Raw genomic sequence first — 25,456 nt, forward strand, 5'->3', positions numbered from 1 at the left:
AAATAGACGCTCGAGGTACAAAACTTATTTCATTACGTTTTGTGCCTTGAGCGAAGCGAAAGGAATGGGTATAAAAAAGCATAAATTTCAATTTGGAAGGGGAGGGCCATTACTTTTCCGATCACTTCCATAAACCCTGGCCATAAAAGTGCAAGCTGCACTCCGGCAATTGTTCCTGTAGGGATCGCTACTCCCAGTAGAACAGCCTGTCCCTTTGTCCAGCGCTTTGCCATAATGGCATAATCATGATCCTTTGTTTTTTGATAAAGAAGTTCTGCACACAAGATCATTAATGGCAAGCCGACTCCCAATGTTGCAAAAATGATGTGAAAGCCCATTGTAGTCCCAAAAAGGGATCGAGCCAAAAGTAGATCATCCATCAACTTTCCGCCTTTCTTTTCCATACCTTTTTAATTCTTCCATAGTGTCCACAAATTTCTAGATAATATTCTAAGTTGGAGGATCGATCTAAAAATAAGAAAAGCGCAAGCGCCTTGATCAGCCTTGGGCAAATAAGACGATTTAGAATAGAAGGCGTTCTTTGCCTTCAATTCTAAATTGGCTAGACCCTAGAGGGGCTAGGCGCTGGAGCTAGACACAAAAACTAAATACAAAAAGTTATACTTTCTTAAAATTTAAAGAAAACTCGCCGATTGGCGAGCCTGTAAATGCGGAGCGTGATGCGTAGTTGCCCTGATACTTTATACTTAAAATTGATCACTACATCGAATAGTCTTTCACTCTGCCAATTTATATTTTCGTAACGTACAAAAAAAGTGAGCGAAATTTCGCCCACTTTTTTACGGATCATTTAGCTGATAATGCTTTTTTTAATGTTTCTAGATTTTTGTTCATGATACTAAAATAATCTTCATTATTATTGATATCTTTTTCTGTAATTGTTTCCAGATTGCTCAAATATAAGGCTTCAGCTCCAATTTCTGATTGAACAATATCCGTGACATTGCTGCTTACATTCGCCTCAAAGATAATGTGGTTTATATCATGCTCTGTTGCAACGTCTATGATGTCTTTTAATTCTTTTTGTGAAGGCTCTTCAGTAGGAGAAAGGCCTAGGACACTGATTTGCTCAATACCGTATCGTTGTTGCCAATACCCATAGGCAGCATGTGAGACAAGTATTTCTTTTTTATCGGCTGCCTTAACTAAATCTTTAAATGATTGATCCAAGTCTTCTAATTGCGATTTTAATTTCTGAAAATTTTCTTCAAAAGTTTCTTTTCCTTCTGGATGTATGTCAATGAGGGATTGTTTAATATTTTCAGCTAATGTAATAGAAAGAACGGGATCAAGCCATACATGGGGATCTGTGTCTCCATGATCATGCTCGTCATGAGCTGCTTCCTCTACATGAGTCTCGTCTTCGTGTTCATGGGCAGCTTCTTCACCGGTTTCCTCTGTTTCGTGGTCATGAGATTCCAATTCAATACCTTTTCCGGCATTAATAAATGCTACATCCTCTTTAGCTAAAGCCTCTTCGATTTGAGTAGCATAGTTTTCAATCCCTACTCCTGAGTAAATAAATCCATCAGATTCAGCGATATCCACCATAAGTTTTGAAGTAGGCTCAAAAGTATGTGCATCACCTCCAGGAGGTAAAATGCTTTCTACTTCTACTAAATCCCCGCCAATTTTTTTTGTGAAATCCTCTAAAGGAAAAATTGTAGTATAAATTTTTATCTTGTTAGATGCTGCAGAATCATTTGCTGTTGATTTGGAATTTTCCTCACTGCAAGCAACTAAAAAGGCAGCGACTAATAAAAGAATACTTATTAGTAATGATCGTTTTTTCATGTTCTTGCTCCTTTCTAACGTACAAAACTTGAAATCATTTGGGTTCCTGCCCCTAACTAGAAATAAATCAGTATCATTACGATTAAGCCCTACCTATTATATCTTAATCATTTCGATTTGAGAACTTTTTTTCAAAATGATTTTATTATGAAATCACAGAAAAAAATAAGTGCAGCTTCTTGCAAAAAAGATAAATAGTAACAATTACGATTTATATATTATTACAGTAATAGAGAAAAAACAAGAAATATGTTATATTTAAATCAATTATTTTTTGGTGGAGGTTATGGAAATGAGAATTATTGATGAAATATTATTACATAATGAGAAGTTTGTAGCGGAAAAAGAGTATGAAAAGTTTGAAACAACTAAATTTCCTGATAAGAAACTTGTTATCTTATCCTGTATGGACACAAGACTAGTAGAATTATTACCAAAGGCCATGAATATTCAAAATGGTGATGTGAAAATCGTAAAAAGTGCTGGTGCTATTGTGGCTCATCCGTTTGGAAGTATTATGAGAAGTATTTTAGTTGCAGTATATGAACTAAAGGCAGATGAAATTTGTGTCATCGGCCATCATGATTGTGGAATGAGCAAACTAAAAGCAGATTCTTTCTTGGAAAAGGCAGTTGAGAGAGGAATCACAGAGGAAAAAATTGATACGTTAAGATACTCTGGAGTTGATTTAAACCAATGGCTGCAAGGCTTTGACAGTGTAGAGGATAGTGTGCGTGATAGTGTAGATAAAATTAAAAACCATCCGTTACTAGTAAAAGGCATCCCAGTGCATGGATTAGTCATTGACCCTGCAACAGGGAAATTAGATATCGTAGTAAATGGGTATGAAGAATAAACGATAAAAAAACATGGAAAGCAGTGGGTTTGCAGGAAATCCACTGCTTTTGTTGTTGTTTAGGAAATTATAAAATTCATTGAACTGTGGATAAGCACTGCGACATCCAGCTCCAGCGCCTATCGCCTAACAAACTTCAGATCATCTCCCTACGATAAGTCAACATCGGTTCGCTTCGCTTACCGTGTTTCCTTTATCTCAGTCGATGCTCCTCCAGTTTGTACGGCGATGACCAAGGCGCTTGCGCTTTTGTTGCGCTATGCGATCATTTTTCATCATACACTTCAAATAAATAGTGATAGAAATCTTTCGTCCTGTTTGTAAAACGCTTTGGTCTATTCTTTTTATTGTATAAATCAATTGAGAATGATGCAAAAATGAGGATTATACTGCACATAAAGAATAGGCATAATAAACCGATTATGATTGACATTGATCATTCCTCCTTCTATTTTATAAACTTAGCTTAAAGTATGGAACGCGTTTCAGAGCAAGGAAAAGTTGTTAGTGAAAAGGTGAGTTAATGACAAATATTAAAGATATTGCTAAGATGGCCGGTGTATCCGTTACAACCGTTTCCCGGGTATTAAATGAACATCCATATGTAAGTGCCGACAAAAGGGAGGCGGTTCTGCGGGCAATTGAAAGGTGCAATTATCAACGTAATATTAATGCTGTACATTTAAGTAAGGGAAAAACCTTTTTAATTGGTGTTGTTGTGCCGTTTTCAAACCATCCCTATTTCGGATTGCTGCTTGAAGGGATTGCGAATGAAGCGTTAAAAAATAACTATAAATTAGTTTTGATTCAAACGAATTATGAAGAAATGCGAGAAATAGAAGCTCTCACGATGTTAAAGCATAAGCAAATTGATGCGTTGATTATTTGTTCAAGGATCTGTACATGGGAACTTATTGAGGAATATCGATCGTACGGACCAATTATTTTTTGTGAGGATACAAGGGGAAAGAAGATCTCCTCAACCTATGTTGATCATTATAAAAGCTTTTTAAAGGCTTTAGAGTATTTATACAGGAAAGGCCATAAAAAAATCGGTTATTGCATTGGGAGAAAATCAGGTGCCAATAGCAAACAGCGGGCAGCAGCTTATAAAGACTTCCTAAAAAAGGTTAACTTACCTTTTCATCAGGACTATATTTTTCATGAATGCTTTAATTTTGAAGATGGGGAAGGGGTTGTCCGGCGATTAAGGAAGATGAAGAGCCAGCCTTCAGCCCTATTAGTTACGAGCGATCAGGTCGCTGCAGGGATTTTAACCTGCTGCCATTCAGAAAATATAGCCGTACCAGATGAGCTTGCTATTATGGGATTTGATAACCAGCCCATTGCAAAATTGATGAAGATTACGACGTTGGAAATTCCGCTCATTGAGGTAGGAAGGAAGCTTTTTCATCAGGCAATTAACGATACAAACATTACGCATGAAGAAATCGTGGTTACATTAATTGAACGCCAAACTGTTTAATAGTTGTGTTCTTTTTTCTCAGGAACAGGGTCGAAACCGCCAGGATGATATGGATGGCATTTTAAAATCCGTTTTATTGTTAAATAGCTACCTTTAATAACTCCGAAACGTTTATAAGCTTCAAGCCCATAATGAGAGCAAGTAGGATAAAATCTGCAAGTTGGCGGGGTCAATGGCGATATGAATTTTTGATAAAATTTAATAAGTGTAATAAATATCGTTTTCATGCTTTCGTACCAAATCTCCTTATCTGTTTTCTTTTAGTATACGATGTTTTTAGGAAATTCCAAGTCTTAGAACTTGAGATAGAATTAAATCGGTGTTAGCTTAAGGCAGGTGCTTCGAAATTAAAATTCTCCGTCATTTGCGTTATTATGGTACAATGAGAAAAGAAATTTTACTTTTGGGAGTGAAGAAAATGCCTTCAGTTGAAAGCTTTGAATTAGATCATACCGCTGTAAAAGCACCATATGTCCGTCATTGCGGAGTGCATAAAGTTGGCACCGATGGTGAAGTAAATAAATTTGATATTCGTTTTTGCCAGCCAAATAAGCAAGCAATGAAGCCAGATACTATTCATACACTTGAGCATTTATTGGCGTTCAATATCCGTGAGCATGCTGAAAAATATGATCACTTTGATATTATTGATATTTCCCCAATGGGATGTCAAACAGGCTATTACCTAGTTGTAAGCGGAAAGCCTTCAGTCACTGAGATTATCGATTTATTAGAGGATACATTGAAATCAGCAGTTGAAGTTACTGAAATTCCAGCAGCTAATGAAACACAATGCGGCCAAGCAAAGCTACATGATCTAGAAGGAGCAAAACGCTTAATGCGTTATTGGCTTGAGCAGGATAAAGAAGAATTGGCAAAAGTATTTGGATAATAAGAAAAGCGCCTTGCGCTTTTCTTAATCCTTACGATAACTCAAACGAGCGATCGCATCATGCAAATGAATAGACTCTTCGTTACGGCATTCAACCGTAAATGCTTGAACAAAATCCATTTCATATAAGTCAGCAGCAACAAGCCTTACCATATCCTCAACAAACCGCGGGTTTTCATATGCTGTTTCTGTTACCATCTTTTCGTCAGGACGTTTCAGAACAGGATGAATTCTTGCACTCGCATTTGACTCTGCTGCTTCAAGTAAAGCTGCCTTCCAATCCTTTTCCTCATGAAAATCTTTTGTAAACTCAACATTCATTGTGACATACCCACGCTGATTATGGGCACTATATTCGCTAATTTCCTTTGAGCAAGGACAAAGCGTTGTCACTGCACACCCTAAAGAAGCTGAACTTGTAAATCCAGCACCTTCCGCATAAGAAACAGCTATCGTTGCTTCAGCATGATTTAGACCGATTAATTCAGAGCTTGGACCTTTACGTTCGTAAAACCATGGGAAGGTTACTTCAATACTGGCATCCTTTTGTTTCAGTCGCTCAGCAAGCTCTTTTGTAAAGTCATAAAGGTTTTTGATGGAGAGAGTGAACCCTCCATTTTGCCGATATGTTTCAAGTTGTTCAGTAAACCTGCTCATGTTTGTCCCTTTAGAATCATGTGAGATCTTACTTGTCATTTTAAAACTAGCAATGGTTGTTTGCTGTTTAGGATTAAGTTCTGATTCTAGCAAAATCGGATGCTTCACATTGCTTATTCCAACTGCGTCTATTGTAAAGAGGAAGTCTTTTTTTGTATTTTGCAAATCTGGCATTTGTTCTTTCTCAGTAGGTTTTACCTTTAATCCTGGTTCAATTGAGCCAAATAGCTTATGACGTTCCTTTTTTGGCGGCAGGTTTATCTTTCTAGTCATCTTGATCCCCTCTCACTTACTAAGATATTGAGAGTATACTGTAAGTTGATAGAAAACATCAACGTTTATATCTAAAATTGTCGAAGGAAGCAGAAAAAATCATTTTGAATCATGATCTTTTGAAATAAGCTGTCATAATCTTTTCATAAAACTAGTATCCTATAACATACTAAATTAATAGGATAGGAGTTTAGAACATGAGTAAACCCATCTTCCCTTTGATAAGAGAGCTGTTTGCTCTAGGATTAATTGGATTATTTTTCTACTTATTTTTGTTTGTGGATTTTCAAAACATATCTTTCAATATACCATCTGAGCTCGTAACAGTTAATACAATGTTTTTAAGTATTTTGCTAGAAGCGATTCCGTTTATATTATTGGGCGTTTTTGTATCAGCCTTGATTCAAACGTTTGTATCAGAGGAATTTATAAAGCGTGTGCTGCCAAGGAATGCGATTATTGCCCTTTTACCTGCCGCTTTATTAGGAGCTATTTTTCCGATCTGCGAATGTGCAATTGTTCCAATCGTAAGGCGATTATTGAAAAAAGGAATGCCCCTGCATCTTGGTGTAGTCTTCTTAGTCGGTGCTCCGATCTTAAATCCAGTCGTGTTTGCCTCCACTTTTTATGCCTTTGGATCACATCTTCAAATTGCTTATGCAAGAATGGGGCTAGCCTTTATTCTTTCTATTGTAATTGGTTTTTTGATCTATCTTCTCTTTAAAAATAAAGACCAATTGAAAATGACCCAGGAGCTGATTACCGGACATTCACATGGAAATCAACCTGCTGGGAAATTAAAAGCAACATTATTTCATGCCAGTGATGAGTTTTTTGAGATGGGGAAATTTTTAATTTTGGGAGCCTTCATTGCCAGCCTTTTCCAAACTTTTTTAGATCGTACTATCTTAACAGAGATTGGCACAAGCACGGTCATAGCACCTGCTGTCATGATGGCATTTGGATATATCCTTTCCTTATGCTCTGAGGCGGATGCATTTGTGGCTGCTTCATTTGGGGACTCATTTACAACAGGATCTCTATTAGCATTTTTAGTATACGGACCAATGCTTGATTTAAAAAATACCATCATGCTGTTCGCATTTTTTAAGGCAAGATTTGTCGCTGTATTTATCGCTGTTGTCACAATAACTGTCTATCTTTCCATTCTGGTTTATCAGCTGATATTCCTGTAGAAGGAGGTTTTGATATGCATAACCATAACGAACATTCTCGTTTTCATATCTACTTAAGAGGCATCATTTTAATTGGTTTTACCTTGCTTATGATAAAGCTGGAGTTAACAGGGAATATAACTAATTTTATTGCACCGAAAATGATGCCTTTCGTTTACTTTGCCATCGTTGTTTTTTTATTGCTTGGTGTGATGCAAATTTGGCGGAGCGGGTCAAAGAAGGAAGCAGGGATTGATTGTGCTTGTGGAATGGAGCATTCCAGGTCTCTTACATCTTTCCGGTCTTTCTTTGTTTATCTTCTTTTTATTATTCCAATCATAACGGGATTTTTATTTCCGGAAGCTGTATTGGATAGTTCGGTTGCAGCAAAACGCGGGTTTAAATCGATGGCCGAAACCAAAGCTCAAGCAGATGGAACTGCTGAGCAAGAAGCCTATCTTGATCAATTGGACGAGGGTATTGGTGATAAGGTTGCACAATCGTCAAACATTCCAGATGTTCCACTTGAACACCCGGAAGGATTTGAACTGCAAGCACCTCCTGAAGATTATTATGCACAATTAGAAAAAGAAATGCTCGATATGGATATGATTTCACTCACTGAAAAAGATTATATTGCCATGACCTCGATACTCGATCAAAACCCAAAGAAATTTGTCGGGAAAAAGGTAGAGATGATGGGCTTTGTGTACCGGGAGGATGATTTTAAGGAAGATCAATTCGTCCTTGCTAGATTTGGTCTTTCCTGCTGTGTAGCGGATGCATCTGTGTATGGAACACTCGTGACAATACCTGATGCTAAACAATTTGGTGATGATCAGTGGCTAAAAATAGAGGGGACAGTAACGACGATCAACTATCACGATTTAACCCTTCCATATATTAAGGTGACGGCAGTTGAAGAAATAGAACAGCCTGATGAGCCATATGTGTATGAAAACTATGACTAAAATGATCAATAGAAAAAGCACGTTTACTCTCGCGATGTGCCTTTTCTATTTTTTTCATTAAAGGCCTATTTTTCTTTTTCGCTCTCTGTTTCATTTCCCGGCAGATCATCAAGCTTTTTAACAGGATCAACTGTGTGTTTATATTGATACGCTTTGCTTGTCGTTAAAACACTTAATAACAGAACAATAATGACGATGACAACACAGATAATTAAGATGGTTTTCATTATGACTCCTTTCGCACTAAATAGAGGGTAAAAATAGATAATTTCAACAACTATCATTTTAACATGAAGAATCTTTTCGGTTAAATATGGATAATTAGATAAAATAAAATGTTTTGGAGAAGACTATTTAGGGTAAATAACTACTAGAATGAAAAGGAGGATTTTTTATGTCAGAAAAATTAATTAAAACCGTCAATAAACAAGTAGCAAACTGGACAGTGCTTTATGTCAAACTACATAATTACCATTGGTTTGTTAAAGGAGAAAATTTCTTCACACTTCACGAAAAGTTCGAGGAGTTTTACAATGAAGCAGCCGTTCATATTGATGAATTGGCAGAACGTCTTTTAGCGTTGGAGGGAGCTCCTGTTGCAACGATGAAGGAATGTTTAGAACTTTCATCAGTTAAAGAAGCTGAAGGAAAAGAAACAGCACAACAAATGGTTCAATCTATTTATGAAGATTTTTCTCAACTTGCAGAAGAATTAAAAGAAGGTATGGATCTTGCAGCAGAGGTCGGAGATGAAACAACCGGAGATATGCTATTAGCGATCCACCAAAGCTTGGAGAAACATAATTGGATGCTTAAATCATTCTTAGGCAAATAAGAATAATAAGAAAGGGTTAGTCCACTAAAAAACGGGGACTGACCCTTTTCGTGTGATTAATACTCTTTCTCAGCCAATTCCTCTGTCAGCTTCTCAGTTAAATAAGGAGTGATTAAGGATTGTAAATCATGATCAGATAAATGGTGAATCCATGAAAGAATCTCTGGTTTATTTGTTTTGCTAATGATTGATTGTACATACGCTTTGACATCTTCTTCATCTGCCCGAAATTTTTCTATTTCAAGATGTTTAATCAAATCATGATCCATAGGCTTAATCCAACCTCCATCATAAACTCCATTTTAAGTTACTTTTAATTTCTCTCATCGTTAATAAACTATGCATAAACAGAAAGAATTGAATAAATTATCCATTGGGTACAAAAAATAATCAAAGGAAAAAGTGAAGGAGCTGTCATCGATGGAAAATTCGAAAAAAACGTATTATATTACCGTTGCCCAAGGCGAGATTTCTCAACTTAGCACTGCTTCTCCTTGGGACTTTAAGATTGAAGCAACAGATGATGAAATTATTAAACTGCGACAATATTTTGATGAAGTATATTCAGCAGATATAAAAGGTTTTTATCGTGCTCATACTCCATATGTCCAGTATCATTATGATCGTGAAAACGATGAAATTGATGATACAAATCAAAAAATCTATCGCATGATCTATGAGCTTGGAGATGAGGAAGCGAAGGAGCATATACGCACACAAGGACTTATGTCGAGAATCGAAGAACAAGAATAAACCTTATACATGGATTATACATTGTGATAAGATTTAAAAAGGTATTGTTCACTGCAGATTGGTGGTCAATGTACGTGTTTGGTATATAAGGAGAAAATTGAGGGATTAACTATGTATCGGTTTTTTGATTATTATCACAATGAAGTTCATTTATCATTTGAGGATCACCCATTTTCAACAAACCCGAAGCATGTTTGGGTTATATGTCGATACGAAAATAAATGGCTGTTAACAAAACACTCAGATCGCGGCTATGAGTTTCCAGGCGGGAAGGTAGAAGCAAATGAAACAGCAGTAGCAGCAGCAATTCGAGAGGTTAAAGAAGAGACGGGCGGTATCGTTGAGACAATCAATTATATCGGTCAGTACAAAGTGGCTGGTAAAGAGCGAACGATCGTAAAAAATATTTATTACGCGATCATTAGTGAGTTAATTAAGCAGGAAGGCTATTTTGAGACATATGGTCCTTTCTTATTGGATGAGATACCAGAAGGAGTTCAGAAGGACAGAAGGTATAGCTTCATTATGAAGGATGAAGTGCTGCAAAGAAGTCTGATGGAAATTAAGAAAAGGTTTTTATGAAAAAATAAGAGGTGACAACAACTTTCCCCTCAGGAGAAGTGTGAGGGACTATTGTATGTCAGCCTCTTTTTTCGTTTTTAATAAATTGCTTTTCTAAAAGATCAACACCTTGGTACATGATAGTGGCAAATACCGCAATGATAAGCAGACTTAAAAGCACTAACGTAAAATTGAAAACCTGAAAGCCATAAATAATCATATACCCAAGTCCTTTAGCTGAAACGAGAAATTCTCCGACAATAACGCCAACCCATGATAATCCAACATTCACTTTTAAAGTGGAAACGATGGTTGGAAAGGATGCTGGTAGAATAGCCTCTCTAAACAATTGAATTTTTGAAGAATCGAATGTTTTAAGAACTTTTAAGTAATTTGCATCGACCTCTTTAAATGAGGTATAGATGACAATGGTTGTGATAATGACGGAGATAATCGTTCCCATCGCAATAATGGAAACAAATCCGGGGCCTAATGCCACAATCAAAATCGGCCCGAGGGCTACCTTTGGCATGGCGTTTAATATGACGAGATAAGGATCTAAAATCTTTGAGAGGCGATTAGACCACCATAAAATGGCAGCAAGTAAAGCGCCAAGAAATGTTCCCAAAATGAACCCGAAAACTGTTTCAAATAAAGTTACTCCGATATGAGGCAAAAGGGTTCCGTCATTTAACTTTGTTATAAATAATGCCCATATTTTTGAGGGATAGCTAAATAACAGCGGGTCAACCCATTCTCTTCTCCCTGCAATTTCCCATAATCCAAAGAAACAGATAAAAATGAGAATTTGATAAAATTGCACCCACTTTTTTTCCTTTTCAAGGCCGCGTTTGTAGCTTTTGTGAAGGTGTTCAATTGTTTCATTTGATTTCAAGCTGGTCCAACTCCTTCCATATTTGCTGAAATAGTGTTGAAAATGAAGGGTGTTGTCTAGCATCAAACGGCGTTAATTTTCTTAGTTCCTTTGGTACTAAATAGGTTCTGTTAATTCTTCCCGGCTTAGCTGAAAAAACGAAGATACGGTCACTCATCGCGATTGCTTCACCAATGTCATGAGTAACAAGCAGTGCTGTTTTCTGATAATCCTTTAACGTTTGCCAAACGAGATCCTCTAACCGTAACTTTGTTTGGTAATCCAATGCTGAAAAAGGCTCATCAAGCAAAAGAATTCTTGGGTTTGTCGCCAATGTTCTTACAAGAGCAGCTCTTTGCCTCATCCCTCCGGATAATTGACTTGGATACTGGTGCTCTACATTTTCTAGGCCCATTTCCTTTAAAAGGGATAAGGTGTTTTTTTTCGTTTCTTCTGTTTTTTGTCCGATAATTTTTAAACCTAATGTGACGTTTTCCTCAATGGTTTTCCAAGGAAAGAGATAATCCTGCTGCAGCATATAACCAATAATGGTCTCAGGCTTTGTAATGATTTTATTAGCAATTTTTACAGTACCCTCAACAGGTTTGATTAACCCAGCAATAATTGATAAAAGCGTGGTTTTTCCACAGCCGCTTGGGCCCAGGAAGGAGACAAACTCTCCTTCCTCAACGCTGAGCCTTATATCCTCAAGGGCAACAGTAGCTGATTCCTTTGTAAAATACACATGATGTACATGTTCTACTGTTAAAAATGACATGATCAACCCTCCTTGCTATTCGACTACTTCCTCAGCATATGTGTTGTTTACTAGTGTGTCATGACTAATGCGGGCTGGAAGCTCTCCTGCTTCTTCCATAATATTTTGAAGATTTTCCCACTCTTCTTCATCTAGGATTGGATCTGTAGCGAAGGAGCCTTGTGTTTTATAGCGATCTACCACAGTTTCGATGAGCTCGAGTTCCGTATCTTCAAATTGCGGAGCGATTGATTTTGCAATTTCAGCAGCACTTTTTTCTTGAACCCATTGCTGTGCTTTATAGATCGCTGCAGTAAATTTTCTAGCAGCACTTTCATTTTCTTTAAGAAAGCTTTCTTTACTCATAAACGTTGTGTAAGGGACCTTTCCCGACTCAGTACCAAAGGAGGCAACGATGTGACCAGTTCCTTCTTTCTCAAAGATGCTTGCCGTCGGTTCAAATAATTGAACAAAATCGCCTGTACCTGAAGCAAAGGCGCTTGGAATATTGGCAAAGTCAATGTTTTGAATTAAGTTGAGATCTGTTTTTGGATCTATTTGATGCTGTTTTAACACATATTCACCGACCATTTGCGGCATGCCGCCTTTACGCTGCCCTAAAAACGAACTGCCCTTTAATTGATCCCAATCAAAATTGTCGATTTTTTCACGGCTTACAAGGAAGGTGCCATCAGTCTGTGTGAGCTGAGCAAAGTTTATAACAGAGTCATTTGAGCCTTGTGCATGAACATATATCGATGTTTCAGAGCCAACAAGAGCGATATCGGCACCATCTGAAAGCAACGTAGTCATCGTTTTATCTCCACCCCAGGTAGTCGTCAATTCGACATCAAGACCTTCCTCTTCAAAAAAGCCTTCTGCAATTGCGACATATAAAGGGGCATAAAAAATCGAATGTGTTACTTCAGCAAGCTTAATTTTCTCCGGGCTGTTTTGATTACATGCTGAAAGTGGTAAAACCAGGATAAGAGAAAGACATACCAACAGCAGCCATTTTTTCATGTTGCTAACCTCCTAGATGCAATGCATCAATAATTTTTAATAAAATAGAAACGGTGATGGGTGAAATAAGCAGAATATGAACTACTGATAATTTATGAAAGTTGAAAAAATGTGTGAATGCCTATTATTTATTTATTTAGTAACGCTGCTGTTTTGGGTATGTTAGTAAAATAAGATTGATTTTAAAGATGGAAAGAGTGAAGAATTAGATGAACGGTGAAATCATTAGTAAAGTGAAATATCCCTCTCCAAATCCAGCTATTCAGCTTTGGTTGGTTACATATGTGTCCGATCATTTAAAAGTAAAGGGACTATTGGCAGAACCAATTGCATCAGGCTGTTATGATGGACTTCTCTATTTGCGAGGCGGTATTAAAAATGTAGGGATGGTTAGGATTGGACGAATTATTCAGTTCGCCTCAGAAGGCTTTGTTGTTATGGCACCATTTTATCGCGGCAATCAAGGCGGTGAAGGAAATGAAGATTTTGCTGGTGATGATCGGTATGATGCCATCTCTGCGATCGACCTTTTAAAAAGACATCCTAAGGTGAATCAAGACCGTATCCATTTATTTGGATTTTCAAGAGGTGGTGTGATGGCGTTATTAGCTGGAATACTAGCCGAAAACATCCGCTCAGTTGTCACATGGGGCGGTGTTTCCGATATGTTTTTAACTTATTCTGAGCGAGTGGATTTACGTAGAATGATGAAAAGAGTTATTGGCGGCACACCTGCAAAAGTTCCGGATCGATATATGTGGAGAACACCTTTGTATGAATTAGAAAAAATGACTGCACCTGTATTAATTATACACGGGGTGAAGGATAAAAATGTCTCTGTTGAGCATTCATACAGACTTGAAAAGCGATTAAAGGAATTAAATAAAAAAGTTGAAAGCTGGTACTTCAAGGAATTTACTCATTATTTTCCACCGAAAATTAATCGTGAGACATTACATAGGCTTTGCACATGGATGAAAAAACAATAATGTTTTTCAAGGCCTAGACAAGATGGTATGATAAGTATAAAAGGATTTGTGATAAAGAGGAGGTTTTCTCATGGGAATGCCTGTTGAATTTAATACAATGATTGTGACAAAAGGAAAAGAGCAACGTATAGAAGAAAATGTGTTTCAATTAACAAAAGAGGGATATCGAATTTATCCAATTGATATTCCTGTAGAAGTAAGAAAAACGAAGGATGGAGAAACGACTGGGGAAGCTATTGTAGAAAAGCTTCAGCTTCATGAAAAGAAAACAGTTGTGACGTATCGTTTAGTTGCGCTTAATTCAACAAATTAAAAGTAATACATCCAAAAACCCAGATAGACCTCTGGGTTTTTGGTTTGATTCTTCTTCAGGTTGGATGCATTCATATAAGGAGTACTATTTATTTCTTCTTTTGGTAAGACGAACTGAATTCTTCAATTATTTGATCGCCTCCTTGTTTTTTCCATTCTTCTACAGCAGCTTGGAATCCTTTTTTATCTATATCTCCTATAATATATTTGTATGTGGCATCATCAATGATTTTTTGCAGAGAAACGCTTTTTTCAATAAATGTAGGGGAGTCAAGTCCGATAGTCGGATCTTCAATTAGATACTGTTCATTGTCGGTAAATAATTCTTCAGCCTTTGCTTGTGCTTCATATGTGAAATAGCCTTTCAATCTTCCGTTCGTTTCTTCCTCGGCAATCTCTAATGTTTGTATTGGTAATACTTCCCGATCAAATAATTGTTGATCTTTAATTTGGGCCATCCCATCTTTAATTGTGTAATGTTCACCTTCAATCCCCCAATAAATTAAATTAGCCCCTTCAGGAGTCATGAGATAATCATAGAAAGCAAGGATCTTTTTTAACTCTTCCTCTGATTTAACAGATGATTTAGGGAATAAGATGGCATTTCCATATCCAGGTAATGACCATACTGTAAATTGACCATCTGGGCCTGCAACTTGGTTGTGTACATCTAACTCAACATTAGGGTTAATATTAGCTGCATCTGTGTAAAGAGATTGTACATCTCCCATAGAACCAACATATACGCCTGCTGTTCCATTTTTAAGCATCGCTTGCTGATCTGTTTTACTTGTTACTGGGAAATCTTTATTTATGTAGCCTTTTTTATAATATCAGAATTTATATATTTTCTTAACATAGCTTGCGTTTCTGAATCTAGCTCCAGGCGCCATCGGCTCGAGGTCATAAGTCAAACAGGAATTGAAGGTAAAGTACACCTTCTATTCCTGTTCGCCTTATGCTTGTCGCCGATAGGCAGGCGCCTTGCGCTTTTTTTACGTGATAGGAAAGTATAAAATTCTGTACTAAGTTGTACTAAGTTTCGGTGTCTAGCTCCAGCGCCTATCGCCTATCAAACTTCAGATCATCTCCCTACGATAAGTCAACATCCGCTCGCTTCGCTCACCGTGTTTCCTATATCTCAGTCGATGCTCCTCCAGTTTGTACGGCGATGACCAAGGCGCTTGCGCATTTCTTATCCCACAGGTCCGCCCAATTCTTCAATTTCAGGTGAGACATGGGCAAATTTCTCAAAGTTTTTCTTAAACTTAGCGGCTAATTCCTTTGCTTTCGTGTAATAAGCCTCCTTGGAGCTCCAAGTAAGATGAGGCTGCAATTTATCATCTGGTACACCAGGAACGTGAATTGGAATATTTAATCCGAATACTTCATCCTTAATTGTTTCAATATGGTCAAGGTCTCCTTCAATTGCAGCCTGAACCATTGCTCTTGTATATTGAAGCTTGATTCTGCTTCCTACCCCGTACTCTCCACCGGTCCAGCCTGTATTCACTAAAAATACTTGAACTTCGTGTTCATCGATTTTTTGACCGAGCATGTTTGCATAACGTGTTGCTTGCAAAGGTAAGAAAGGTGAACCAAAGCATGTGGAGAACGTTGCTTCTGGAGCCGTTATCCCGCGCTCTGTACCTGCAAGCTTACTCGTGTAGCCACTTAAAAAATGGTACATTGCTTGTTCTCTAGTTAATTTACTAATTGGAGGCAATACGCCAAATGCATCTGCCGTTAAAAATACAATCGTTTGTGGATGTCCTGCAATGCTTGGCATAATGACTTTATCGATCGCTTCTAACGAATAAGCTGCACGGGTGTTTTCTGTGAAAAAGGCATTATCATAATCAGCTTCACGGGTTTCACTATCGACAACAACATTTTCTAACACAGCACCATAACGAATCGCATTAAAAATTTGCGGCTCTTTTTCTTTAGACAAATTAATGCATTTTGCATAGCATCCGCCTTCAATATTAAAAACACCTGAGGTAGACCAGCCATGCTCATCATCGCCGATTAAACGTCTGTTCGGATCTGCAGATAATGTTGTTTTTCCTGTTCCTGATAATCCGAAAAACAGCGCAACATCTCCTTCAAAGCCAACATTTGCCGAACAATGCATGGAAAGAATATTATTTTCCGGTAATAAAAAGTTCATAACGGAAAAGACAGACTTTTTCATTTCACCAGCATATTCCGTCCCGCCAATCAAAATGGTTCGTTTCTCAAAGGATACAATAATAAATGTTTCAGAATTGGTGCCATCGACATTTGGATCGGCTTTAAAATGTGGGGCATAAAGGATTGTAAACGGCTTTTCTTTTGTTTCAGATTCCTTGCTGCCTTTAATAAAAAGCTGTCTGGCAAATAAATTATGCCATGCATATTCAGTTATAACCTGAAGCGGCAATTGAAAGCGCGGGTCTGCACCAGCATACCCATCGAAAATGAACAACTCATCTCGTTCTTTTAAGTAAGTAATGACTTTGCTATATAGTTTATCAAAGGCTTCCTCTGAAATTGGCTGGTTAATCGTACCCCAATCAATTTTATGTTCGATTGAACGTTCCTTAACAATAAATTTATCTTTAGGAGATCGGCCAGTATAGGCCCCAGTAGTTGCTCGGATGGCACCTGTTGAAGTTAATATTCCTTCCTTGCGTTCAAGTACCTTTTCAACGAGTTGAGCAACTGATAAATTATGTCTGGCATTTTCCCCTTCTACAAGTAATGCTAACTCATTTGTTATATCCACACTATTCATCCCCATTACCATCCTTTTCACAAAAAATTCACCTGATAGTGATATAATACAGCATTCTGGCTTCGTTTTAAATAGTATAACACATTAATTTTATTAAAACATACTAATTATCAAAAATAAACGATTTTTAAAGCCCATTTTTATTTTTTTATAAAATAGAACATTCCCTTCTATCTTGATTGAAGTAATCCCAAGCCTTAGGTAACATTAATAGATGATTTTATATTGGGTAAGACTAAAGATTAGAAGAAGATCAATTTCTTATTTTCATGCTTATTACCTTATGCTTAGGTAGAAAAAAAGAATTATGCAGGTAACTTGTTGATTTTGGTTGACAGTAGTAAATCAGTACGCTATGATATTTCCTTGAACGGATTCTCTTATCCCGAGCTGGTGGAGGGACAGGCCCTATGAAACCCAGCAACCTGCTATAAAAGGAAAATGGCGAACTGTGCGCCTATTTATAGAGATGCTATTTTTAGCAGTTTTTTTGCCTGATCTAAGAAAAACACGGCATGATGCAAAATACATTTTGCATTATACAGTGCTTTTCTTAGATCGAGAATGATGCAAAGCATCATTCAAGCAAGCGTAAGCTTGCTAAGGCAAAAAACTCCTATCTAATACCTCTATTTACAATGCGCATACTAAAAACGGCATTTTCCGACGCAAAGGTGCTAACCTGATGCAAGGCGAAGACCTTGATCGATAAGAGCGAAAGGCTATGAACGATTACAAACCTTTCCTCATGAGGAAAGGTTTTTTTGATAACAGAAAAAAAGAGTATCTTCTTCATTAAAGTTTTTACTTGGAATGCATGTGGTAAAGGTACATACTACTTCTGTTCACAAAACATGCCAACGTGATTCTTTTTACTAGAAAACTAATGGCTGCTCCATATTAGGCGGGGCCAAGTTTTTCTAATTGTAATCAGACTTAGGGAAGAGTTCCGGATCAAATAGAATGTAAACGAATATGAGGAGGCAGCTTTAAATTATGACTAAAAAACGTCTTTTTACTTCTGAGTCTGTAACAGAAGGCCATCCAGATAAGATTTGTGACCAAATTTCAGATTCAATCCTTGATGCTATTATTGAAAAAGATCCAAATGCACGTGTAGCGTGTGAAACATCTGTTACAACAGGATTAGTACTAGTTGCTGGAGAAATTACAACAAGCACTTACGTAGATATTCCAAAAATTGTTCGTGAAACAATTAAAGGGATCGGTTATACTCGTGCTAAGTATGGATTTGATGCCGAAACATGTGCAGTTTTAACGTCAATCGATGAGCAATCCCCTGATATTGCAATGGGTGTAGACCAAGCTCTTGAGGCTCGTGAAGGGCAAATGACGGATGAAGAAATTGAAGCAATTGGAGCTGGAGACCAAGGTTTAATGTTTGGTTTTGCTTGTAATGAAACGAAGGAGTTAATGCCGCTTCCAATTTCATTGGCACATAAATTATCTCGTCGTTTAACAGAGGTACGTAAGGAAGATATCCTTCCATACTTACGTCCTGACGGTAAAACACAGGTAACTGTTGAATATGATGAAAATGATAAACCCGTTCGCATTGATACAATTGTTATCTCGACACAGCATCATCCGGAAATTTCTTTAGAGCAAATTCAACGAAACATTAAAGAGCATGTAATAAAGCCAGTTGTTCCTGCAGATTTAATTGATGAAAACACGAAATATTTCATTAATCCAACTGGACGTTTCGTTATTGGCGGACCTCAAGGTGATGCCGGTTTAACTGGGCGTAAAATCATCGTTGACACTTATGGCGGTTACGCTCGTCATGGTGGCGGTGCATTCTCTGGTAAGGACGCGACAAAGGTTGACCGCTCTGCTGCATATGCTGCACGCTATGTAGCGAAAAACATTGTTGCTTCTGGTTTAGCTGATAAATGTGAAGTACAATTAGCTTACGCAATCGGTGTAGCACAGCCTGTTTCTATTTCAATTGATACATTTGGTACGGGCAAAGTATCAGAAGGCGTATTAGTAGATGTTGTTCGCAACAACTTTGACCTACGTCCAGCAGGTATTATTAAAATGCTTGATCTTCGTCGTCCAATTTACAAGCAGACTGCAGCATATGGACATTTTGGCCGTCATGATTTGGATCTTCCATGGGAAAGAACAGATAAAGCTGAAGTATTAAGCAAAGAAGCGTTAAATAAATAATAACAGCATAATGCTGTCTGAAGTAGGGTCTGATAACTCAACAACAGGAATTATAGAGCTTTAATAATAGTTCTGTATTTCTGTGTTGCGGATCAGACCCTTTTGTTTTCAAATATATCTTCTTATAAAAGAATTATAAATTTAGTGGGATACTTTGTCTTCGAAATGTGAATAAATGATGAAGTAGTAGACGTATCATCATCTTGAGGTTACATTTATGGTATATCTTAATAAAGGATACTTTTGGAGGTCTATAAATTGAAAAATATCATTTTCGTTTTTGTCTGTCTGATCTTTAGTCTGATTATAAGCGGTTGCCAGGAGACAGAGACACATGGAGCCCACCAGCAAACAGCAGATGAGGAAGTGAAAGCGCCAAGAGTGGAAATTCAGGCAAAAGAGCATGTTAATAAAAATGAAACCGTACCGATTACAGCGAATGTTTATTATGGTGAAGATTTAGTTGATGATGCAAAGGTGACCTTTGAGATAAAACATGGAGATGCATCAGAAAAAGTTGAAGCAAAGCTGATTGATGCAGGTACATATAAAATCGATTATTTATTTAAAGAGGATGGAACCTATCAAGTGATTGCTCATACTGATGTAAAAGACTATCACACGATGCCTGTAAAAGAAATTCAGGTAGGGGAAGGTACTACAATAAAATCAACTGAGACTGAACATCAACAACATCAGGAAACAGAAAACGAGCATCATCATGATGATAAATAATGGATAGAGCTTAGCTAATATTATAATGGCTAAGTTCTTTTTCAAAAGTAATCCAGTATAAAAATTTTACATAGTTCCTAGTTCCAACGCCTAGCCCCTCAGGTATTGAAGGCGCAGAACGTCCTTCTATTCCTGAGCGTCTAATGCTAGTTGGATCTGATTTTAAAAAAATGTTGGTTGTTACCCTTAACATTTTCGTCGTTGAATCCGATGTAATACATATATATATATAATTGTGGGGGTTTCACAATGGAAAAAGAAATGAAGTTTTATAAAGCGATCTTGCTGAAAATACAAACAAGTCTTGTTATTGTAGCAGCTGTGATGATTGGTTTAATTGGATTGTTTATGTTTTATTTTGTTAGTAATGGACAAGCTCAGAATCAGGAATGGCAGCATGTTGCTTTGATGACTATCATTGTGACAGCAGCAATCATTATTAGTGGCCTTTCTATCTTTTATTTCATCATTCAAAGAAAACTAATAAGATTTAAAGAGATTCTCTCAGTTTTATTTGAACTTACTAGTAGACCGAAAGATAAACCGTTGGATAAAGAGCATGATGAATTTGACTTTTTAGAACAATCAATGAAGCAATTAAAGGAACATCTAAAAGCGATGCTAAACGACCTTGAAAATAAAAGCAAATCAATTTCCAGTTCTGCACATGAACTTTCAGCTCTGACAGAACAAACATTCACTACATGTGAGGAGATTGGGAATGCTTTAAGTGAAATATCAAAAGGTTCAGTTTTACAGGCAACAGATATTGAATCAACTAGCCATAAAGCAAATGATTTACAGGTCAACATTACAAACATGACCGAAGAAAGCAATGTCATGATCCAATTGACAGAGGAATGCGCTAAAGCAGTTCGTTCTGGTAAAGAAAGTGTGAATGGATTACAAGCTGCGAACAAAGAGAATGCAAACATGTTAGATCAAATTAGTCTTGGGATAACAACGCTTTATCAAAGTGTACATGAAATATCCGGAATCGTGACGACAATTGATAATATTTCTAAACAGACAAATCTTTTGGCACTAAATGCAAGCATTGAAGCAGCAAGAGCCGGGGAGCATGGAAAAGGGTTTGCAGTCGTGGCAGATGAGGTAAGAAAACTTGCAGAAGAAACGAATCAGGCAACCTCGCAAATTCAAAAGATGATTCAAAATATCGAAAAAGAAACGGAATCAACCGTTCTTGTCATGGCACAAACGACAGAAATATCAAATGGATTAAATCAAAGTGTCTTGGCAACGGAGAATGAATTTAATCAAATTTCAGCGTCCATTTCCAACATAATTGCTGGTATATCCAAATTAAATACAGAGATTGAAATTGTTTCAGAACATAGTTACATTATTTTAGACTCAATTCAAAATATCTCGGCTGTTGCAGAAGAAACGACAGCATCTACTGAAGAGATTTCTGCATCTATTGATGAGCAGCTCCATGTGTTAGGAACAATAAATCAATCATCACAAAAACTAATTACATTAGGTGATGCTTTGCGCCAGTCAGTAAGAAAAATAAGTGATTAATGTCAAAAAAAGCGGCTTCTAAAGCGAGCCGCTTTTAAATTAAATAATGATTTCTCTCTAATTATAACCTCGTTCTCCATATGGCTGAAGACGCTCAATCCATTTTTGCTGAAGGTTCCCAAGCTCTTCCTTTTCGTTAAAATATTTTTGATCTTTCTTTTTAAGAATTTCTAATATATCAAAGGTAAAAAATTCCTTCCCATAATGAGTCCAATCACTTTGTAATTCTTTGTTCATATGACCGCCGTTCTCAAGCGTGAATCTGATTCCGTTTAATGTTTTTAGATTTCTTGTACTGCCGATAAAAACTTTTTGATTTTTGTTGTTTTTAATTTGGTAAACTCCTGCTTCAATTGGCATTTCTTTATAATATTGTTTCAGCTCTTTTTTCCGTTCCAATGTTTTTCCCTTCCTTCTACTCCTTATTTTCTTAACCAATATTGGCTTCCATCAGGTTTTCGTGTTAAAAATCCGTACTCGATTAAATATCTTCTAATCAGCACATAATCATCGTAAACAGCACTTAATACTTGGTTCAGTTCCTTTTCATCATACGTTTTTTCGCCTTTTATACGTTTTGCAATTTCCCTTAGAATAATTAATCTTTGCTTTTCCTTAGGCGGAAATGCTTTTAAGCGTCCGCTTGAGCCTTCGGGGAAGTATTTCTTAACAATTTCCTGTTGTTCCTCCAAGGTAATATTGTAGCGATCATCAATCATTTTGGCGGTTTTATGCATAGGTAAGAAAGCAGGTGCATGTTTATCCTGTTCTTTCAGCAATTCCATTAATACCAAAAAGGTTTTTGCTTGACGTTCCTTTTCCTTTAAAAGAAAACGATGGTTACGAATGGTAGAGGCACTTCCAATTTCCAGTTCCTTTTGAACCTCCTTATCGCTTTTCCCTTGGAAAAAGAGGCGAAGAAGCTGATTTTGATGATCGGTTAGGCCGGTAAGCTTCTTATCTAGTCCGATTAAATAATCAAATACAGATCGATGGGTGCTTTCGATATGTATCTGCATATATTTTTCTGCTTCATAAAGGGTACCTTCATAGGGATAAATAATTCCTTTTTGTATGTTCTCACCACAAAGGAGGCAAATATAGGAATCAGGATCTTCTACATATCCTCTTTTTAGTTCTGCGATCGATGCGTTCCAAAACACTTCCGAAATTTCCAAAATGAAAACCTTCTTTCTAAAAATAAACATTTTGTTATTTTGTTTGTGTATTTATAGATATATTATAAAAATATCTATATACTGTCAATGTATTTAGAAAAGAAAAAGGTTTAGTCCCTTGATAGGAAGCTAAACCTTATAAAAACTATGCATAACGAATTTGGCTCTTTTCAATAAGTACATCTTCGTATTCTTTTAAGAGGCCCTCGAAGATTTGCTCCCATGTTTGTGACAATGCGTAGGTACGTGCGGCGTCACCCATTTTTACGCGCAGAGCATGATGATTTAATAAATGAATAATAGCATGAATAAATTGATCTGCATCTTTGGGTTCACATAGATAGCCAGTTGCCTCATGGCGAATAATATTTTTTACTCCGCCTGAATTGGCTGCAATAACAGGTGTCCCCGCTGCTAAAGCCTCAAGAACCACATTTCCAAATGTTTCTGTAGGGGAAGGAAAGATAAAAAGATCTGAGCTCGCATAAATTTTTGCAAGTCTTTCACCACTTAAGTACCCAGCAAAAGTCATATTTTTAGGTGCATTTTTTTCCATTTCTTCTTTAGAAGGACCATCTCCGACGATTAGCCAATGAACCTGATTTTTTACATGATCAGGGAGATGCTTAGAAATTGTCATCAAGGTTTCAATATCCTTTTCAGGAGCAAGGCGGCCAACGTATGATAAAATGAACTTTTCATTAATGCCATATTCATCAATGATTTGTTGTTTTGAATATCTTGGATGGAAAAGGCTGCAATCAACACCCCTCCCCCAAATGCGGATATTTGCAAATCCCTTTCGCTTCAATTGATCCATCGTTTCTTTTGATGGAACAAATATTTTTCGAAGAGGTTTATGAAACCAATGCATATACTTCCATAAAAATTTAGAAAGAAATTGAAGGTCGTAGTATTCCAAATATTGATCAAAATCTGTGTGATAAGAACCCACGATTGGTATGTTTAATTTTTTTGCATAGCGTAAGCCGCAAAGACCTATATTAAAAGGTGTTGCAACATGAATTAGGTCTGGCTTAAAACGTTGCAGCTCGGCCTTTACATGCAGCATATTTGGCAATGCCAATCGGCATTCAGGATATAAAAAGAATGGCAGACTTGTGAAACGATGAATATGACTGGAAAATAAGCTTTCATTTGTACTCTCAGGTGCAAACACTCTAAACTCAATTCCATTTTTCTCAAGGTAATCTGTGAATCGTTTTAATGTTCTTGCCACTCCATTAACATCAGGTGCATATGTGTCAGTGAAAATAGCTATTCTCATCAAATCCCCCCAATTACCAAAAAAGTGAAAGGTGTCTACTTAACAATATGAAGACGACCGGATGATTAACCGTCTAAATATGTCGTCCAAAAAGGCTGAAAAAACTAGCCTATTTTGGCTAAAATCGCTTCACTTGCAAAAAAATAGCTTATAAATCCAGAAGAGCTTCCAAGTAAGCAGCCGGCTAATACATCAGACGGATAATGTAATCCTAAATACATTCTTGAAAGGCCGACGCTGATCGCAAGTGGAATTAAGACGATTGCAAGCTGCGGCGTAAATAAAATAAATGGGATAATGACAGAAAAAATAGCTGTTGTATGTCCTGATGGGAATGAATGATCCTTTAATGGATTATCAGCTACTTTTGTTTCTATAAGTGCTAGGTACGGCCGTTTACGAGGGTATAGTTTTTTTACAATCGCAACGGGAAGGTGGCTGATGAGCAGTGAAACTGCACTTGCTATACTTGTTGCTTGAAACTGACCTCTCGTAAAAAAGATAAGAAATAGGCTTACAGCGATTGTCGCAACCGCACCTCCAAGATGGGTAATCGTGCGGAAATAAAAATTGAGGAATTTTTGATCGAAATGACGATTCACACTTCGAAAAAGCCTGCATTCAAAATCATACATGTTTGTCAAAAGCTTTGTTTTCATCTGTTAGAACGCTCCTTTATTTGCTCCTTTTCTATATTTTAAGTGAGAAATATTTAGTTAATAATAAGAAATTGTAAAAAATTCCTTCATGGAATTTTCAAATATTTAACGATTTCGATACAATTAACTATTGGCTGAGTGTTGTTTGCATATAATATGAATAATTGAAAAGATAATAATTGGATTTTTAGGTTATAAATCAGAAGTTTGCGGCATGTTTTATAGGTATTAAAGAGGAAGAGTTTGTGAGTAATTAGGAATCGACCTATCGCCGATTCCAGCCTTTTAATATATATGCAAAAAAATGTGATGGAATTATCTCGAAGATGGATGTTGGATCGATTTATAATACTGCCCCTTCTCAACATATTCACGCCGGATTCTCTCCATGTCTTTTATATCTTCAGAAGTTAGTGTTCTTACGACTTTCGCAGGTCTGCCAAGAGCAAGAGAGTTAGGAGGGATTTTTTTTCCGGGAGGAACCAGACTTCCTGCACCAATAAATGCTCCTTCACCAATTTCTGCTCCATCTAAAATTATGGATCCCATCCCGATCAGCGCTTTTTTGCGAATAATTGAACTATGTAGGACCACACTATGTCCAACAGTAACTTCATCCTCTATGATCAGAGGGTTATTTGGACTTTGATGAAGACAGCAAAGATCTTGAATATTGACCTTATTTCCAATGATCGTAGGCGCTACATCACCGCGAATAACTGTTTGGAACCATATACTTGATTCATCACCAATCACTACATCCCCGGTAATTGTCACATAATCGGCAATAAAAGCCGAATCTGCGATGTTTGGTGTTTTATCTTTGTATGGATAAATCATTTTTTTC

General features: G+C 37.0%; 29 protein-coding genes and 1 pseudogene. 13 read left to right on the forward strand and 17 right to left on the reverse strand.

Features of this window, described 5'->3' with window-relative positions:
• Positions 1 to 74: 74 nt before the first annotated feature.
• Positions 75 to 380 (reverse strand): annotated as a pseudogene (locus tag Q1B07_RS10530) (cytochrome ubiquinol oxidase subunit I); the annotation flags it as partial.
• Positions 381 to 807: 427 nt separating this feature from the next.
• On the reverse strand, positions 808 to 1,815 hold the full coding sequence (locus Q1B07_RS10535; RefSeq protein WP_299089317.1) for a zinc ABC transporter substrate-binding protein: 1,008 nt from the start codon (positions 1,813 to 1,815) through the stop codon (positions 808 to 810).
• 292 nt (positions 1,816 to 2,107) lie between these two features.
• Between Q1B07_RS10535 and Q1B07_RS10540 the strand changes: the two genes are divergently transcribed.
• A complete protein-coding gene (locus Q1B07_RS10540; protein ID WP_299089315.1) occupies positions 2,108 to 2,671 on the forward strand; it encodes a carbonic anhydrase in 564 nt (187 codons plus the stop codon).
• Between the two features lie 265 nt (positions 2,672 to 2,936).
• On the opposite strand, the gene Q1B07_RS10545 is transcribed toward Q1B07_RS10540, so the two are convergent.
• Positions 2,937 to 3,104, reverse strand: a complete 168-nt coding sequence (locus tag Q1B07_RS10545) for a hypothetical protein (protein WP_299089314.1) — start codon at positions 3,102 to 3,104, stop codon at positions 2,937 to 2,939.
• Positions 3,105 to 3,194: 90 nt separating this feature from the next.
• Between Q1B07_RS10545 and Q1B07_RS10550 the strand changes: the two genes are divergently transcribed.
• Positions 3,195 to 4,157 carry a LacI family DNA-binding transcriptional regulator gene (locus tag Q1B07_RS10550; protein WP_299089313.1) on the forward strand — a complete coding sequence of 321 codons (963 nt, stop codon included), beginning with the start codon at positions 3,195 to 3,197 and terminating at the stop codon, positions 4,155 to 4,157.
• Here Q1B07_RS10550 and yidD read toward each other — a convergent pair.
• Complete coding sequence (yidD, locus tag Q1B07_RS10555) at positions 4,154 to 4,384, reverse strand: membrane protein insertion efficiency factor YidD (protein WP_299089312.1); 231 nt, start codon at positions 4,382 to 4,384, stop codon at positions 4,154 to 4,156. The two genes, Q1B07_RS10550 and yidD, sit on opposite strands and share 4 nt — an antisense overlap.
• 191 nt (positions 4,385 to 4,575) lie before the next feature.
• Between yidD and Q1B07_RS10560 the strand changes: the two genes are divergently transcribed.
• Positions 4,576 to 5,049, forward strand: a complete 474-nt coding sequence (locus Q1B07_RS10560) for an S-ribosylhomocysteine lyase (RefSeq protein WP_299089311.1) — start codon at positions 4,576 to 4,578, stop codon at positions 5,047 to 5,049.
• Between the two features lie 24 nt (positions 5,050 to 5,073).
• On the opposite strand, the gene folE2 is transcribed toward Q1B07_RS10560, so the two are convergent.
• A complete protein-coding gene (gene folE2 / locus Q1B07_RS10565; protein ID WP_299089310.1) occupies positions 5,074 to 5,979 on the reverse strand; it encodes a GTP cyclohydrolase FolE2 in 906 nt (301 codons plus the stop codon).
• Between the two features lie 197 nt (positions 5,980 to 6,176).
• Here folE2 and Q1B07_RS10570 point away from each other — a divergent pair, with 197 nt between their 5' ends.
• A complete protein-coding gene (locus tag Q1B07_RS10570) occupies positions 6,177 to 7,175 on the forward strand; it encodes a permease (RefSeq protein ID WP_299089309.1) in 999 nt (332 codons plus the stop codon).
• Positions 7,176 to 7,189: 14 nt separating this feature from the next.
• Positions 7,190 to 8,125: a TIGR03943 family protein gene (locus Q1B07_RS10575; protein ID WP_299089308.1), complete on the forward strand. Its 936-nt coding sequence runs from the start codon at positions 7,190 to 7,192 to the stop codon at positions 8,123 to 8,125.
• A gap of 65 nt (positions 8,126 to 8,190) precedes the next feature.
• Here the strand turns inward: Q1B07_RS10575 and ytzI are convergent, their stop codons facing one another.
• Complete coding sequence (gene ytzI, locus Q1B07_RS10580) at positions 8,191 to 8,352, reverse strand: YtzI protein (RefSeq protein ID WP_299089307.1); 162 nt, start codon at positions 8,350 to 8,352, stop codon at positions 8,191 to 8,193.
• A gap of 167 nt (positions 8,353 to 8,519) precedes the next feature.
• On the opposite strand from ytzI, the gene Q1B07_RS10585 reads away from it, so the two are divergent.
• The gene (locus Q1B07_RS10585; protein WP_299089306.1) at positions 8,520 to 8,960 is read left to right on the forward strand and encodes a Dps family protein; all 441 of its coding nucleotides are present in this window, start codon (positions 8,520 to 8,522) and stop codon (positions 8,958 to 8,960) included.
• 56 nt (positions 8,961 to 9,016) lie between these two features.
• On the opposite strand, the gene Q1B07_RS10590 is transcribed toward Q1B07_RS10585, so the two are convergent.
• The gene (locus Q1B07_RS10590; RefSeq protein ID WP_299089305.1) at positions 9,017 to 9,229 is read right to left on the reverse strand and encodes a hypothetical protein; all 213 of its coding nucleotides are present in this window, start codon (positions 9,227 to 9,229) and stop codon (positions 9,017 to 9,019) included.
• A 151-nt stretch (positions 9,230 to 9,380) separates the two neighbouring features.
• On the opposite strand from Q1B07_RS10590, the gene Q1B07_RS10595 reads away from it, so the two are divergent.
• Complete coding sequence (locus Q1B07_RS10595; protein WP_299089304.1) at positions 9,381 to 9,713, forward strand: hydrolase; 333 nt, start codon at positions 9,381 to 9,383, stop codon at positions 9,711 to 9,713.
• Between the two features lie 111 nt (positions 9,714 to 9,824).
• Positions 9,825 to 10,295 carry an RNA deprotection pyrophosphohydrolase gene (ytkD, locus tag Q1B07_RS10600; RefSeq protein WP_299089303.1) on the forward strand — a complete coding sequence of 157 codons (471 nt, stop codon included), beginning with the start codon at positions 9,825 to 9,827 and terminating at the stop codon, positions 10,293 to 10,295.
• Between the two features lie 58 nt (positions 10,296 to 10,353).
• Here ytkD and Q1B07_RS10605 read toward each other — a convergent pair whose 3' ends face one another.
• The 3 genes from Q1B07_RS10605 to Q1B07_RS10615 are packed head-to-tail and all read right to left on the reverse strand — an operon-like array spanning position 10,354 to position 12,928.
• Positions 10,354 to 11,169, reverse strand: a complete 816-nt coding sequence (locus Q1B07_RS10605; protein ID WP_299089302.1) for an ABC transporter permease — start codon at positions 11,167 to 11,169, stop codon at positions 10,354 to 10,356.
• The gene (locus tag Q1B07_RS10610; RefSeq protein WP_299089301.1) at positions 11,156 to 11,926 is read right to left on the reverse strand and encodes an ABC transporter ATP-binding protein; all 771 of its coding nucleotides are present in this window, start codon (positions 11,924 to 11,926) and stop codon (positions 11,156 to 11,158) included. Before Q1B07_RS10610 ends, Q1B07_RS10605 begins: the two co-directional genes overlap by 14 nt.
• Before the next feature lie 15 nt (positions 11,927 to 11,941).
• The gene (locus tag Q1B07_RS10615) at positions 11,942 to 12,928 is read right to left on the reverse strand and encodes an ABC transporter substrate-binding protein (RefSeq protein WP_299089299.1); all 987 of its coding nucleotides are present in this window, start codon (positions 12,926 to 12,928) and stop codon (positions 11,942 to 11,944) included.
• A 209-nt stretch (positions 12,929 to 13,137) separates the two neighbouring features.
• Between Q1B07_RS10615 and Q1B07_RS10620 the strand changes: the two genes are divergently transcribed.
• Both Q1B07_RS10620 and Q1B07_RS10625 read left to right on the forward strand, forming a co-directional pair.
• Positions 13,138 to 13,917 carry a prolyl oligopeptidase family serine peptidase gene (locus tag Q1B07_RS10620; RefSeq protein ID WP_299089298.1) on the forward strand — a complete coding sequence of 260 codons (780 nt, stop codon included), beginning with the start codon at positions 13,138 to 13,140 and terminating at the stop codon, positions 13,915 to 13,917.
• A 70-nt stretch (positions 13,918 to 13,987) separates the two neighbouring features.
• The gene (locus tag Q1B07_RS10625; RefSeq protein ID WP_299089297.1) at positions 13,988 to 14,230 is read left to right on the forward strand and encodes a DUF2584 domain-containing protein; all 243 of its coding nucleotides are present in this window, start codon (positions 13,988 to 13,990) and stop codon (positions 14,228 to 14,230) included.
• 88 nt (positions 14,231 to 14,318) lie between these two features.
• On the opposite strand, the gene Q1B07_RS10630 is transcribed toward Q1B07_RS10625, so the two are convergent.
• The gene (locus Q1B07_RS10630; protein ID WP_299089296.1) at positions 14,319 to 14,999 is read right to left on the reverse strand and encodes a hypothetical protein; all 681 of its coding nucleotides are present in this window, start codon (positions 14,997 to 14,999) and stop codon (positions 14,319 to 14,321) included.
• 425 nt (positions 15,000 to 15,424) lie between these two features.
• Entirely contained in the window at positions 15,425 to 17,008 is a 1,584-nt protein-coding gene (gene pckA, locus Q1B07_RS10635) for a phosphoenolpyruvate carboxykinase (ATP) (protein WP_299089322.1), read from the reverse strand.
• A 993-nt stretch (positions 17,009 to 18,001) separates the two neighbouring features.
• Between pckA and metK the strand changes: the two genes are divergently transcribed.
• From metK to Q1B07_RS10650, 3 genes are all read left to right on the forward strand, one after another.
• Positions 18,002 to 19,204 carry a methionine adenosyltransferase gene (gene metK / locus Q1B07_RS10640; protein ID WP_299089321.1) on the forward strand — a complete coding sequence of 401 codons (1,203 nt, stop codon included), beginning with the start codon at positions 18,002 to 18,004 and terminating at the stop codon, positions 19,202 to 19,204.
• Between the two features lie 258 nt (positions 19,205 to 19,462).
• Positions 19,463 to 19,939, forward strand: a complete 477-nt coding sequence (locus Q1B07_RS10645) for a FixH family protein (protein WP_299089295.1) — start codon at positions 19,463 to 19,465, stop codon at positions 19,937 to 19,939.
• A gap of 249 nt (positions 19,940 to 20,188) precedes the next feature.
• Entirely contained in the window at positions 20,189 to 21,484 is a 1,296-nt protein-coding gene (locus tag Q1B07_RS10650) for a methyl-accepting chemotaxis protein (protein WP_299089294.1), read from the forward strand.
• 57 nt (positions 21,485 to 21,541) lie between these two features.
• On the opposite strand, the gene Q1B07_RS10655 is transcribed toward Q1B07_RS10650, so the two are convergent.
• From Q1B07_RS10655 to Q1B07_RS10675, 5 genes are all read right to left on the reverse strand, one after another.
• Complete coding sequence (locus Q1B07_RS10655; RefSeq protein WP_299089293.1) at positions 21,542 to 21,883, reverse strand: GIY-YIG nuclease family protein; 342 nt, start codon at positions 21,881 to 21,883, stop codon at positions 21,542 to 21,544.
• A 23-nt stretch (positions 21,884 to 21,906) separates the two neighbouring features.
• Entirely contained in the window at positions 21,907 to 22,662 is a 756-nt protein-coding gene (locus Q1B07_RS10660) for a DUF2087 domain-containing protein (protein ID WP_299089291.1), read from the reverse strand.
• 145 nt (positions 22,663 to 22,807) lie between these two features.
• Positions 22,808 to 23,950, reverse strand: a complete 1,143-nt coding sequence (locus tag Q1B07_RS10665) for a glycosyltransferase family 1 protein (RefSeq protein WP_299089290.1) — start codon at positions 23,948 to 23,950, stop codon at positions 22,808 to 22,810.
• A gap of 104 nt (positions 23,951 to 24,054) precedes the next feature.
• Positions 24,055 to 24,609 (reverse strand): phosphatase PAP2 family protein, encoded by a 555-nt coding sequence (locus Q1B07_RS10670; RefSeq protein WP_299089288.1) that lies wholly within the window; start codon positions 24,607 to 24,609, stop codon positions 24,055 to 24,057.
• Between the two features lie 315 nt (positions 24,610 to 24,924).
• Positions 24,925 to 25,449 carry a gamma carbonic anhydrase family protein gene (locus Q1B07_RS10675; protein ID WP_299089287.1) on the reverse strand — a complete coding sequence of 175 codons (525 nt, stop codon included), beginning with the start codon at positions 25,447 to 25,449 and terminating at the stop codon, positions 24,925 to 24,927.
• Positions 25,450 to 25,456: the final 7 nt, after the last annotated feature.

It is taken from the genome of uncultured Metabacillus sp., assembly GCF_947503125.1.
Lineage (GTDB): Bacteria > Bacillota > Bacilli > Bacillales > Bacillaceae > Metabacillus.